Below are 13,526 nucleotides of genomic sequence, written 5' to 3' on the forward strand. Positions count from 1 at the left end.
CTTCGACGGTTCCGGGGTCGGCTCGGCACTCTTCGAAGGCTCGAGGGTGGGCTCAGCAGTCTTCGACGGTTCCGGGGTCGGCTCGGCACTCTTCGAAGGCTCGAGGGTGGGCTCGGCAGTCTTCGACGGCTCAGGGGTGGGGTCCGCACTCTCAGAAGGTGCCGGAGCGGCCTCCTTGGTCGGCTCAGCACTCTCGGACGGGGTCGGCTGGGCATCAGAAGTAACGCGAGGGGATGCCTCAGCATCGGCCGTCGCGGAGGAAGTAGCTTCGGTGGTAGGCCATGCACTCACCGTAGCTAGGGTAGGAACTGCCGTCTGCGAATGTTCGTCAACGGCGGGGTCTAGGGTTTGGTCTGCAGCGTTTTCGGGGTGCACCGGTACCTGGGCGGCATCCTGTATATCCTGCGCAAACGAGGCTACAAAGGGGCTTCCGGAAGCAACCAGTGCTGTCGCCAGACTCGCAGAGACCACCTTACGGTTTCGTTTTCCCAAAAGGTTGTCCTTGACTTTCTGATATTTCGTGAGTGAATAGGTATCCCATCAGCGAGCGACGGAATACCATCAGTTATTCTACCGAATTAGCGGATTCTTTCCCGTCTATCTTATCGCTTTTGGGTATGTCTTCGGGCTTGTCATGAATTTTTACGACCGCCTATTCGGGTTTATTACCCTTTGCGGGCGCTACATTCACTTGTGAGAAAATTTGCATTACCCCTAATCGGTATGCACTTTTACTCGATAAATCGCAAAGGCATCCTAAAAGTATAACCGTCAAGTGATTTTTCACACCAGAGAAATTAGAATGTCTCTCATATATTCTTGAGAATCCCCCCCCCTGCGGCTCGGCCGGTGGGGCGCGACGACGCCGAGAGAGTGCACACACGCCGGGGCACCGTACGGAAGACAGAGTACGGCGCCCCGGCTAATGCAGAAACTAGCGCAGACCCAAGGGTCGTTCCATCGCCAGGGTCAGCAGCTCGCTAATCAGGTCGGTGTAGGAAATGCCGGTGTTCTCCCACATGGTCTTGTACATCGAAATCGGGGTGAAGCCGGGCATGGTGTTCACCTCGTTGATGACCAGGCGGCCATCCTCGGTGTAGAAGAAGTCCGCACGAGACAGACCCTCACCGTCCAGCGCCAGGAACGCCTTCACAGCCAGCTCACGCAGACGATCCTGCACATCCTGCGGCAGGTTTGCCGGGCACACGGTCACAGCGGAAGACTCAGAGACGTACTTCGCCTCGAAATCGTAGAAGCCGTGGTCCTGGTCCACAACCTCGATCTCGCCGGGGTAGGATGCGCGGGGCATCTCGCCGTGGTGGCCGTCGAGCACGGCGCATTCAATCTCGCGGCCCACAATACCCGCCTCAATGATGATCTTCGGGTCGTGGCGGCGAGCCTCTTCAATCGCGGGCACGAGCTCCTCTACCGAATCCACCTTGGTGATGCCGAAGGAAGAACCGGCGCGGGTCGGCTTCACGAACATGGGGAAGCCCAGCTTCAGCACGCGCTCCAGAATCTGCTCGCGGTCCTCGTGCTCCCACTGGCGGTTGGTGACAACCTCGTAGGGGCCGACCTCCAGGCCAGCGGACTCGAAAGCAACCTTCATGAAGTGCTTATCCATGCCCACGGCCGAGGCGGTCACACCGCAACCCACGTAGTGCAGGTCAGCCATTTCCAGCAGACCCTGCACGGTGCCGTCCTCACCGAAGGGGCCGTGCAGCAGCGGGAACACAACGTCCACCGGCGCGGTGCGGGTAACGTTACCCTCAGCATCCACCAGGGTCAGGCGGGAATCGCCGGCGCCCATCGGCAGGAACACCTGCTGGGTACCCTCGGGGAACTCCGCGGTACCGCGAGTGCCGGCGGTCAGCTCGGCAAGCTGCTGCTCGTCGGTCAGGTACCAGCAGCCGTCACGGGTAATACCGATAGTGATGACGTCGTAGGCGGTACGGTCAATAGCGCCCAGCACGCCGGCGGCGGTGATGAGCGAAATGGGGTGCTCGGAGGAGCGGCCACCGCACAGCAGGGCGACGGTCTTCTTCTCGGTCATGTGTTTCTCCTAGTCGGTGTTCCCCTTACCGCGGGCGGAAGGGCAGAACGGTGAGCGTCGGTTGGAACGCCACGGGTTTGAGCGTCAAACGCGCGAATACCGCCGCGACTCACCCGACCATCGTACATTCGGGGTTCGCAACGGTATCCGTCGTTGGATGCAAATCTTTTTCTAGTATGTCCGCGCGGAGGGCCCGCGCGCAAGGAGCCGGGTAGACCGGCAGCCTCGGGGCCCGGATCGCAACGCGACCCCCGCCCCGGTCGGCCCCTAGTGGCCCTCATGCTTGAGGCGGCGGCCCAGCAGCTTCGGGGCGAGGTCCTCAATGCTGATGCGGCCCGAAAGCACCGCCACCACGGCCTCCACGATAGGCATTTCCACGCCGTGGCGGCGAGCCAGCTCGGCCACCACGGGAGCCGACTTAATCGACTCGGCCGTCTGACTCATGTGCTCGTGCAGACGGTCGGGGGCAACCCCCTCGGCCAGCAGGCGGCCGGCCGTGTGGTTACGGGACAGTGGTGAGGAGCAGGTGGCGATCAGGTCGCCCATGCCGGCCAGTCCGCTCATGGTCGAGGCCTCGCCACCCAGCGCCACCGCCAGGCGGGTAATCTCCGCCAGGCCGCGCGTCATGATGGAGGCCTTCGAATTATCGCCGTAGTTGCGGCCCTCGCAGATACCCACGCAGAGGGCAATCACGTTCTTGACCAGGCCGCCGATTTCGGTGCCGACCACGTCCGTGTTGGTGTAGGGGCGGAAGTAGCCGCAGGCAATGGCCCGGGCCACGGCCTCGGCCACGGGCAGGGTGCGGGCCGCAACCACGGAGGCGGTAGGCTCCTCCCCCATGATTTCCTTCGCCAGGTTCGGGCCCGAGAGCACGCACACGCGGTGCGGAATGTGGCCGATCGCGCGCACATCCGCGCCGCGCATCGCGAGGGCCTCCTCCAGCTCCTCGGTAATGACCTGCGACATGCGCAGACCCGTGCCGGTTTCCAGGCCCTTGGCCAGGGAGACCAGCAACGCATCCGGTTCGATGAAGCGGGCGTAGTTCTGCAACTGCGAGCGCAAAACCTGTGCCGGCAGAGCCAGGACCACCAGGTCCGCCCCGGTCAGCGCCGAGGGCGCGTCCGCGGTGAAGTGCAGGTTGTCGGGGAGCTTAATGCCCGGGAAGTAGCGGGAGTTCTCGCGGGTGCGTTCGCACTCGGCCATGGCCTGCTCGTCGCGACCGATGAGGGTCACGCGGGTGTCGTCGCCGCGCTCGCGAGCGGCGTCCGCCGCGATCTTGGCGAAGGCCGTGCCCCAGCTACCCGCGCCGAGAATCGCAATGGATTCCACGGTGGGTGAGAGGGTGAACTCGGGGCTCGGTGCCGGGGTTCGTCCAAAGAAGCTCATGGGAACCTGTCTCTCTCGCGCTTCCCCACGGATGCGGGGTGCGGGGCATTGGTGTGGCTGGTAGGGGGAGGGTGCGAGCCGGGATCGCGCGGGCGGCCGGGGCGAAGGTCTACTTCGCGTCCGGTTCGCCGAGGGCGCCGCCGACCGGACCCGAGGGGGTGCCGGGGGCTTCGCGGCGCTTGGTGCGCGGGTTCCAGCGTCCCTCGGGGGCCTTCTCTCCGCGGATTTCCTCAAGTTCGGCGGTGATGGCGTCCAGCATCGCGTCGGTGACCACGCCCAACTCGGTGCGGGTGTGCTTTGCCTCCGGGCTGGGGTCGGCCACGAGGGAGGCGATGTCGAGGGCCGGTCCGACCTTTACTCGCACGGTCTTGCGGGGGAAGAGCGAAACTTTGCGCTTTTCCTTCACGCGACCGTCCTCGCCAGCCTCATCCACATAACCGAGAATCTGTTCGTCGCCCCAGTGCGCCACCGGGAAGACGGGCGCGCCGGTCGCAAGAGCCAGACGAGCCGCGCCGGTACGCGCCTGCATGGGCCACAGCTGCGGGTCATGGGTGGTGGTACCCTCGGGGAAAATCACGACGGCGCCGCCGGCCTCCACGACCTTGCGAGCGGTAATCAGTGACTTGCGGGCATCCACCGAGCCGCGCACCACGGGGATGTGCGCGAGCTTGCGCATAATGTAGCCGAGCACGGGAGCACGGAAGAGCGAATCCTTCGCCAAGAAGCGCGGCAGGGCGCCCTCAACGAACGCGGGGAAAGCCACGGTGACCGGGTCGAGCTCGGTCGTGTGGTTGGCAACGATGATGTACCCACCATTCTTCGGCAGGTTCTCGCGGCCGGTAATTTCGACGCGCGCGATGAGCTTATACACCCCGCGCGCTGCATTACCGAGTACCTTGTAGAGCGCATCGCCGTAGGCGGTGGGTTCAATTTCCGGCAGTGCCTTCTTTCCCTGCTGCCCGCTCATTAGCCCTGAACCTCAACTTCCTCGGGCTCCACCACGACGATAGCGGCGTCCGGCTTGGGGGCCTTGGAAGCCTTGCGCTTGAGCACCTCAAAGTTTGCGCCCAGGTTCTTGAGCTTCTGCTCAAAGTTCTCGTAGCCGCGGGCAATCAGCTCAACACCGCTCACGTGGGAGGTACCCTTGGCGGTCAGCGCCGCGATGATGTGGGAGAAGCCGCCGCGCAGGTCGGGAACCTCGATGTCGGCACCGGTCAGCGGGGTGGGGCCGGAGATGATGGCGGAGTGGCCGTAGCCCTTACCCTCGAAGCGGCAGGGTGCACCGCCCACGCAATCGCGCATCACCACAATGTCGGCGCCCATCTGCTTGAGGGCGTTGGTAAAGCCGAAGCGCTCCTCGTACACGGTCTCGTGCACGATGGAGGCGCCCTTGGCCTGGGTCAGCGCCACGACGAGCGGCTGCTGCCAGTCGGTCATGAAGCCGGGGTGCACGTTGGTTTCAAAGACGATGGGCTTGAGCTCTGCGCCGGGGGTGCGGCGGGCGGGGTGGGTGAAGCGGATACCCTCGTTGGTCACCTCGTACAGGCCGCCCATCTTGCGGAACTGGTTCAGGAACGCGGTCATGTCCTTCTGAGCCGCGCCGCGCACGAAGATGTCACCGCCGGTGGCCAGGGCCGCGGAAGCCCAGGAAGCGGACTCGTTGCGGTCGGGCAGGGAGGTGTGGTCGTAGCCGGTTAGCTCGTCCACGCCCTCGATGACGATGGTGCGGTCCTCGTTGATGAAGATGATTGCGCCCATCTTCTGCAGTACGGCGATGAGGTCAATAATCTCGGGCTCAATCGCGGCGTTGCGCAGAACGGTCTTGCCCTTGGCGCGCACGCCGGTGAGCAGAACCTGCTCGGTAGCGCCCACGGAGGGGTAGTTCAGCACGATCTCGGCGCCCTTCAGGCCCTCTTCGGGCACGATCAGGGTGGTGCCGGTCTCGTCGTCCTTCTCGACGACGGCGCCGAACTTACGCAGCGCGGCCATGTGGTAGTCGATGGGGCGGTCACCAATCTTGCAGCCGCCCAGGTTGGGGATGCGCGCGGTGCCCAGGGTATGTAGCAGCGGGCCCACCATCAGAATCGGAATACGCGAGTTACCGCCGAAGAGCTGAATCTCCTCCGCGTTCTTGGCCGCGGTGGTCGCGTCCTGGGCGGGGTTGAGGGTGAGAACACCGGACTCGGGATCGTAGTCAACCTTCGCACCGTGCAGTTCGACCAGGGTGGTAACGATCTCCACGTCGCTCAGGTCGGGGACGTTGCGCAGGGTCGAGGGGGTCGAACCGTGTAGTGCTGCGACCATCGCCTTGGGCACCAGGTTCTTGGCGCCGCGTACGTGAACCTCACCGACGAGCGGGGTGCCACCTTCGATGCGAAGCTTGCTGATGTTCTCAGTCATTAAAAATCCTTTGGAGCGTCGGTCGGTGCGACCCGAACCGGAAAACCGTGTGTAACTGCGCCAGCGTTGTGTACGTGCCGTGCCTTCGAGCGCGAAGGTGAAACGGGCGCATATATTCATCATTATTCTAAGCCCCAGTGTAAAGGTGCTCCAAACAAGGAAGGACGTTCCCCCGTAGTGGGCCCACTATGCGGAGAGTGCACCTCTGATACGCGGCGCTACGCCTGCCTCGCTCCCCCGCCCCGCCAGACAGATTGTGGTGCTTGGCGGCACGGATACCACCTCGCGGATTCGACGCTTGACGTTTCTGAGGTACCTGGGTGCGGTCAAGACCTCGCCCCGAAAAATACTTGAGAAAACGCTTGGAAAAATAAGTCAACATACCTGAAAATTCATTACATTGCAAATAAATACGGGATTGGGGCTAAATATATCGTCGAAAACCCTGAACATAACCCGGAACTTGAACCTTACTCGCGTTTCACCCCTACAATAACGTGCGCAGCTGCACCTGCGCGCTACACCGAAAGAACCCCATGAAATACAATCACGCATCACAAAACACCGCACATCACACCGATTCCCGAACCACCGGCACCCGAGCCGTAGCATCGCCGAAGATGTCGCGCCGCAACCTCGTTCGGGGAGCTGCCTGGAGCACCCCCGTCATTCTCGCAAGCTCCGCCATCCCGGCGTGGGCAGCTAGCGTCGAGGCCTGCATCCCCGCCCTCTCCCTCAAGCCCGCTGCCACCGGCTACGACGACGTGAAGGGGGCCTACAGCGAATGGATCGTTCCGCAGGGCACCGGCCGCGTGCGTTTCGATCTGATTGGCGGCGCAGGCGGAGCCACCTCCTCCTTTACCCCCTCGTACCTTGCCGAAGAGACTAACTCCTACCTCATCGGCGGAGGCGCGGGTGCCCAGCTCAGCGGCATCCTGAAGGTCTCGGAGGGCGATATCCTGCGCGTCTGGGCCGGCAACGGCGGCGTCGGTGCCGCATCCGGCACCCGCCCCGCACTCGGCGGCGGCGGTTACGCGGCGGGCGGCGACTCCACCGGCTCCAGCACGCAAATCGGCCAGGCGCAGACCCCCGAAAGCACCTCCGGCATCGTCTACGGAGCCTCCGGCGGCGGCTCCTCCGCTATCGAGCTGGTCCGCAACGGCACCGTCACCGTGGTAGCCGTGGCCGGCGCTGGCGGAGGCGGCGCGCAGTTCGCGACCCTCGCAAGCCACTTCGCGGTCTTTTCGGAAGCCCCCGATGACCAGCTCAACCCGGCCATGCGCATTGCCGCAGATGGTGCCGGCACCGCTATCGGCGGCGGCAACGCCGGGGCCGACGCGAGCCAGGATGACGACGGCCAGGGCGGCATGCTCATGGCGAGACCCTACCAGATTCTCCACCCCGTCACCACCTGGGACGAAGACATGGACCTGCGCATCAGCGTCACCGGAGGCACCCCGGGCCGCGCGGGCGTACCCGGCACGACCGGAGAGGCACTCATCGGCGTACTCGGCGCCGATCGCCAGCTGACCCTCAAGGACATGAAGACCCCCTGGTTTGAGAACGTCGAGTTCCCGCCCTACTACAGCTACGACGGCGACTCCGTGGTCACCGGCGTCAAGGGCACCGGAGGCTCCGAGGCTACCTCCGGGTACAAGGGTCGAGGCGGCTCGGGTGCCCTCATCGCCCACGATCAGGATAGGTTCAGCCTGACCAGCATCGCCTCGGGTGGCGGCGCTGGATACGGCGGCGGCGGCGCGGCCCTGAACATCTGGACGGCCGCCACCTACTTTGACGACGTCTTCGGCCGCCAGGTGCAGTTCAACGAGGGAGGCAGCATCACCTCCGTCACCGCGATGAGCAGCGGCGGCGGTGCGGGCGGCAGCTACATCAACCACGAGCTGGTGAGCGACTTCAGCCTGTCCACCGCAAAGAACGCGAACTCGCAGGTGGGCGTGCGCTCCCCCGGCTCGGTGCAGCTGTACAACTGCTCGGAGAACGCATCCCTCGCTTCCCCCATCACGGGAGAGGCCGCCTAACGCTATTCCGCGGTATTCCACGCGCATGACAAAAGCTCGGGGCGGTCACCTTTTCGGTGACCGCCCCGAGCTTTTAGCAATTCGGTACTCTCGCGGCAGCGAGGTGCAGGCGTTTAGAGCTCCTGAGTGCGCGGCATCCAGGAGGGGCGCTTCGCCTCGTACGCCTCGATGGCGTCAATGTTCTGCAGGGTCAGGCCGATGTCGTCCAGGCCCTCCATGAGGCGCCAGCGCACGTAGTCGTCAATCTCGAAGGGAACGACCAGCGCACCCACGGTCACAGTCTTCGACTCCAGGTCGACCGTGATTTCGGTGCCGGGCTCGTGCTCCAGGGCCTTCCAAATCAGCTCGATGTCATCCTGGGCGACCTGGGCGGTCACCAGGCCCTGCTTGCCCGAGTTACCGCGGAAAATATCGGCAAAGCGAGCGGAGATAACGACCTTGAAACCGTAGTCGCGCAGCGCCCACACGGCGTGCTCACGCGAGGAACCGGTGCCGAAGTCGGGGCCGGCCACCAGAACGCTACCGTGCTTGTAGGGCTCCTGGTTCAGGATGAACTCGGGGTCCTTGCGCCAGTTGGCGAAGAGCGCGTCGTCGAAGCCGGTCTTGGTCACGCGCTTGAGGTAGACCGCGGGGATAATCTGGTCGGTATCAACATTCGAAGAACGCAGCGGTACGCCGATACCGGTGTGCTTAATAATGGGTTCCATAATGGCTCTCCTTTATAGCGTCGGTGGCGTATTACGCCAGAACGTCGGACGGTGCGGACAGGGTACCGCGCACGGCGGTTGCGGCGGCGACCACCGGGGAGACCAGGTGGGTGCGGCCGCCCTTGCCCTGGCGTCCTTCAAAGTTACGGTTCGAGGTGGAGGCGCAGCGCTCGCCGGGTGCCAGCTGGTCGGGGTTCATGCCCAGGCACATGGAGCAGCCGGCGAATCGCCAATCGGCGCCGAAGTCCTTGAAGACCTTGTCCAGGCCCTCTTCTTCGGCCTGTGCGCGCACCTTCTGGGAGCCGGGCACGACCATCATGCGCACGTTCTCGGCGATGGTGCGGCCGCGCACGATGTCGGCCGCGGCGCGCAGGTCCTCGATGCGGGAGTTAGTGCAGGAGCCCAGGAAGACGACGTCCACGGGGATTTCCTTCATGGGAGTACCCGCCTCCAGACCCATATACTCGAGGGCGCGGGTTGCGGCAACCTTGTCGTTCTCGTCCTCAAAGTCGTCGGGGGACGGCACGGACTGGCTCAGCGGCACGCCCTGGCCGGGGTTGGTGCCCCAGGTAACAAAGGGCTCGAGCTCGTCGGCGTTGATGAAGATTTCCTTGTCGAAGACGGCGCCCTCGTCGGTGGGCAGGGTCTTCCAGTACTCCACGGCCTTGTCCCACTCTTCACCCTTGGGGGCGTGCGGGCGGCCCTTGATGTACTCGAAGGTGGTCTCGTCGGGGGCGACCATACCGGCGCGTGCACCCGCCTCGATGGACATGTTGCACATGGTCATGCGGCCCTCCATGGAGAGGGAGCGGATGGCGGAACCGCGGTACTCGAGCACGTAGCCCTGGCCGCCGCCGGTGCCAATCTGCGCGATGACGGCGAGGATGATGTCCTTAGCGGTCACGCCGGGCTTGAGGGTGCCCTCAACGTTGATGGCCATGGTCTTGAAGCGTGCCAGGGGCAGGGTCTGGGTGGCCATGACGTGCTCCACCTCGGAGGTGCCGATACCGAAGGCCAGCGCACCGAACGCGCCGTGGGTGGAGGTGTGGGAGTCACCGCAGACGATGGTCATGCCGGGCATGGTCAGGCCGAGCTGCGGGCCGACCACGTGCACAATGCCCTGTTCCTTGTCGCCCAGGGAGTGGATGCGCACGCCGAATTCCTTGGCGTTGCGGCGCAGGGTCTCAATCTGGGTGCGGCTGGTCAGGTCGGCGATGGTGCCGAAGATGTTGTCGGTGGGGGTGTTGTGATCCTCGGTGGCGATGGTCAGGTCGAGACGGCGCAGGGGGCGGTTCTCGATGCGCAGGCCCTCGAAGGCCTGGGGCGAGGTCACTTCGTGCAGTAGCTGCAGGTCGATGTAGAGCAGGTCGGGCTTGCCGTTTTCGCCGGGGACGACAACGTGGGCGTCCCAGACTTTTTCTGCCAGGGTGCGCGGACGGGTGCCCGCGGTGGTTGCGTTCTGTTCGCTAGTCATGCTTTCTCCTGCTTGATGCGTTCCTACGGTGGATGCGTTCGGTGTGGTGCGTACCGCAAGTTTGCGGAGTTGAGGGGCGGATTATGTACCCGATGGGACCCTCAAATCGGTATTTCCCTACGGCGTGTCGCATATTTTTTCACGGATTCTTAGCCTGTGAGACGGCCTAGAAACACCCCGAACTAGCGAGTGTTTTTATGTGGGTTTACTCTATGACTCCAGGGTAATTTTGCGGGATTATTCGCATTTTTCTGCGTCTTTTCGCATATTTTCACCCATAAACCCACGCAAACACTTATTATGAAAAGTTCATAATTTATCCCGTAGGGGGTGATTCCATCTTCAGCTCTGCATCCCAAAGAGTCCATGAAGTCCGGGGTATCTTTCATATTCTGAGATAGAATGAAGGAATGACTCCTTCCGCATCACGTTTCAGCGCACACGGAATGCGTCACGTCAACGCATCCACACAACACAACGCACCGATCATCGACCCCGTCAAGCCGCCCGAGCACATGAACGCCGATGAGCATGTGGTAGAGGTACACTCCCACAGTTCCTCCGGCGTGGGTGTGCTCGACAAGGCCACGCTCATCCTCGACTGCCTCGAGGCCGGCCCCGTCTCCCTGGGCGATCTCGTCAAGGCCACCGGCCTGGCACGCCCCACCGCGCACCGCCTCGCCGTGGCCCTGGCCCACCACCGCCTCGTGGCCCGCGACGTGCAGGGCCGCTTCATGCTCGGCCCGCGCCTGACCGAGCTGGCCTCCGCCACGATCTCTGACGAGCTCACCACCGTGGCCAACCCGATTCTGCAGCAGCTCAGCATCGACGCCGACGAGTCCACCCAGCTGTACCGCCGTCAGGGCGATTGGCGCGTATGCGTCGCGACCGCTCCCCGCCCCTCCGGCATGCACGAGTCCATCCCCCTGGGTACCCAGCTGTCCATGCAGGCCGGCTCCGCCGCACAGGTGCTGCTGGCGTGGGAAGACCAGAACCGCATCGTCGAGGGCCTGCGCGACGCCCACTTCAGCGCCGCCATGCTCGCGGCCGTGCGCCGCATCGGCTGGGCACAGTCCGTGGGCGAGCGCGAACGCGGCACCGCCTCGGTTTCGGCCCCCGTGCGCGCACCCGGCGGCAAGGTGATTGCGGCCGTGTCCATCTCGGGCCCGATCGACCGCATGACCCGTCAGCCCAACCGCAACTACCCCGAGCTGGTCTTCAAAGCCGCGCACGCCATCACCGAGGGCCTGCGCGAGCTTTCGGCCTCGCACGAACACGTTGACAGCGAGGCGGAGACCCCCGCCGACCCCAACGAGGTCGGCTAGTTTCAGCGGCACCTCGCAGAAACAGCGTCGTGCAGACTAATAGTCCCTCCCCACCTTTTCCGGTGGGGAGGGACTATTTGTATTCGGGCTGGTGCGCGCCGGGGCTGGGCTGGTGGGTGCCAGCGCTGGGCTCCGAGTCAGCACCCCCTGGCATGGGCGCCGGCCTGAGAGGTCCCGACTATCCCGCTAGGGCCGGATCTCGAGCGCCGAACGGTAGGCCTGCAGGCGCTGAGCCTCCGCCCGCACGGGCTCGATGACGCAGGAGCGGACCGCCTCCTCGACCCCAGCGTTCAGGCGGACGCGCAGGCGGCGAGCGTAGCGTCGGGCACCCAAGGCCGTCAGTAGCCGCCCCAGTCCGGCGGCGGCAATGCCCAGCAGCACGCCCAGGATGACGAGCAGGGTCGGCAGGGGCACCGGGAACCCCTCGGGGGCGGGAGGCGGCGGTAGCTGAATCTGCAGATAGCCCAGCCCCGCGATGAGGGTCAGCCAGGCCACGCCCACCAGGGCGCTAAGCAGGGCCAGCCACTGCAACACGTTGAAGACCGCCCACGGGGCACGCTGGCGGCCGCGCGTGTAGTCGATGCGCGCGATGTCACGCTCAATCAGGGTCGGCAGCTCGGACTCCCGCGAGAGGGATACCTCACCGAGGGAGCGCTTCCAGGGTTCACTCACGTTCTGTCCCATGCGCGAGCCGTAGCGGCGCACCGCGTTGGCCATGTTTGCCTTCTGCGCGGCGCTCAGCGGGGGCAGCGAGGGGGCCACGAGCTCGGGCGCGGAATCCTGGGCGTACCCGCCCAGCATCCCGGGGTTCGAGGCCCCGGCACCCTTCTCGCGCCCGCCCTTCGCGTCGCTCTTTGTGCCGTTCTTTCCTTCGGAACCGGTTCCGAGGTGAAGGCGGCGCAGGGGGTCGGCCTTCAGGCGTCCCACCCAGCGCGTGGCGATCCAGCCGGTGCGGGTGCGGGCCGCACGGCGGTACGACTCGGTGGCCGCCTCCAAAACCTGGGCGGCGGGGCTCGCATCGTAGCAGGCCTGCGTCAGCTCCCGCTCGGCGTTCAGCGCGTAGGTTCCGGCCAGGACCGTCCCCTCTCCCCCGGCGTAGGCGCGCAAATCGTTGGCGATGGCGTGCAGCTGGGCGTCCGTGCTCTGCAGCGAGGCACTCTTCGCGGCGGCCACCTGAGCCAGCAGATCGCGGAGCGCGTCCATTCCCTCACCGGTTCGGGCCGAGACGGCCAGGGGCGGAGCCAGCAGGTGCCGGTCGGTACCTTCGGCCTGCATCAGGTGCGTCAGGGAGGCCAGCACGGCGGGCACCTCGGAGGGCTCAAGCTTATCGGCCTGGTTGAGAACGCAGAGGGTCTGCGCGCCGGAGGCGGCCAGCGGCACCATGAACTCGCTGTGAATCACCGCATCGGCGTACTTCTGGGGGTCGACAACCCAGACGAGCACATCCACGTAGCGCATCATGCGGGCGGCAAGCTCGCGGTTGGCGGTGGTGACGGAATCGAAGTCGGGCATGTCCAGCAGAATTAGGCCGCCGGTGCGGGTGCGGGTTTCGCCGCGGCCCACCATGCGCCGGATGCGGTTGAAGAGGCCCGGGGCCGGTTCGGTCACCGCGTTGGGTGCGGGCTGCGCGCTCGCGGCGTTCTGCGTCTGCCCCTCGACGTCCCGGATAAATTCCGTGCTCTGGGGGTAAACGCGGTTCTCGATGCCCAGCCAGTCCAGCAGTTCGTCGCTGTCCTCGGCGCCCCAGACGGCGGCCTGCACCGCGGAGGTCGTGGGGCGCGTGGGCGCCGAGCGGGCGATGGGGTACCCCGCCACGGCGTTGAAGAGCGTGGATTTGCCGCTGCCGGTCGCGCCGAAGAAGCCGATGATGGTGTGTTCGGTGGAGAGCTCGCGGCGGCGGCTCAGGCGTTCGAGGGCCTCGGAGGCTTCGAGCACCACGGATTCGGGGAGGCGGTCGCGGCCGTATTCCAGCGCGTCGTTGAGGCTCGCGACGGCCCGGGCAAAGGTTGAGACGGCCCGGGGAGCCTGGGGTTCCGCCGGCGGGTTCGGGCGGTCACCTCGGGGGTTGTGGGTGGTCATAGTGGGCTTTCTGGAAGGTCTGGTGGGTGTTGGCTGGGGGCTAAGACCCGCTGCCGGGAAGAG

The 13,526-nt window shown here is 65.0% G+C and carries 9 protein-coding genes and 1 pseudogene; 2 read left to right on the plus strand and 8 right to left on the minus strand.

Annotated elements, in window-relative coordinates:
- From ADJ95_RS04840 to murA, 5 genes and pseudogenes are all read right to left on the minus strand, one after another.
- Positions 1-492, minus strand: a pseudogene (locus ADJ95_RS04840) (hypothetical protein); the annotation flags it as partial.
- 442 nt (positions 493-934) lie between these two features.
- A complete protein-coding gene (locus tag ADJ95_RS04845; protein WP_049333147.1) occupies positions 935-2,053 on the minus strand; it encodes a D-alanine--D-alanine ligase family protein in 1,119 nt (372 codons plus the stop codon).
- Positions 2,054-2,320: 267 nt separating this feature from the next.
- Entirely contained in the window at positions 2,321-3,439 is a 1,119-nt protein-coding gene (locus tag ADJ95_RS04850) for an NAD(P)H-dependent glycerol-3-phosphate dehydrogenase (protein WP_049333149.1), read from the minus strand.
- A gap of 109 nt (positions 3,440-3,548) precedes the next feature.
- Complete coding sequence (locus ADJ95_RS04855) at positions 3,549-4,406, minus strand: lysophospholipid acyltransferase family protein (protein WP_049333150.1); 858 nt, start codon at positions 4,404-4,406, stop codon at positions 3,549-3,551.
- On the minus strand, positions 4,406-5,839 hold the full coding sequence (gene murA, locus ADJ95_RS04860) for a UDP-N-acetylglucosamine 1-carboxyvinyltransferase (protein ID WP_049333152.1): 1,434 nt from the start codon (positions 5,837-5,839) through the stop codon (positions 4,406-4,408). The genes ADJ95_RS04855 and murA overlap by 1 nt, the downstream gene beginning before the upstream one ends.
- A 536-nt stretch (positions 5,840-6,375) precedes the next feature.
- Between murA and ADJ95_RS04865 the strand changes: the two genes are divergently transcribed.
- Positions 6,376-7,878 (plus strand): transcriptional initiation protein Tat, encoded by a 1,503-nt coding sequence (locus tag ADJ95_RS04865; RefSeq protein ID WP_239662791.1) that lies wholly within the window; start codon positions 6,376-6,378, stop codon positions 7,876-7,878.
- 113 nt (positions 7,879-7,991) lie between these two features.
- On the opposite strand, the gene leuD is transcribed toward ADJ95_RS04865, so the two are convergent.
- Entirely contained in the window at positions 7,992-8,585 is a 594-nt protein-coding gene (gene leuD / locus ADJ95_RS04870) for a 3-isopropylmalate dehydratase small subunit (protein WP_049333154.1), read from the minus strand.
- Between the two features lie 31 nt (positions 8,586-8,616).
- Entirely contained in the window at positions 8,617-10,059 is a 1,443-nt protein-coding gene (leuC, locus tag ADJ95_RS04875) for a 3-isopropylmalate dehydratase large subunit (protein ID WP_049333156.1), read from the minus strand.
- 515 nt (positions 10,060-10,574) lie between these two features.
- Between leuC and ADJ95_RS04880 the strand changes: the two genes are divergently transcribed.
- Positions 10,575-11,384 (plus strand): IclR family transcriptional regulator, encoded by an 810-nt coding sequence (locus ADJ95_RS04880; RefSeq protein WP_049333357.1) that lies wholly within the window; start codon positions 10,575-10,577, stop codon positions 11,382-11,384.
- A 186-nt stretch (positions 11,385-11,570) separates the two neighbouring features.
- On the opposite strand, the gene ADJ95_RS04885 is transcribed toward ADJ95_RS04880, so the two are convergent.
- Complete coding sequence (locus ADJ95_RS04885; RefSeq protein ID WP_049333158.1) at positions 11,571-13,463, minus strand: GTPase; 1,893 nt, start codon at positions 13,461-13,463, stop codon at positions 11,571-11,573.
- Positions 13,464-13,526: the final 63 nt, after the last annotated feature.

This window comes from Rothia mucilaginosa (assembly GCF_001061665.1).
GTDB classification, from domain to species: Bacteria; Actinomycetota; Actinomycetes; order Actinomycetales; family Micrococcaceae; genus Rothia; species Rothia mucilaginosa_A.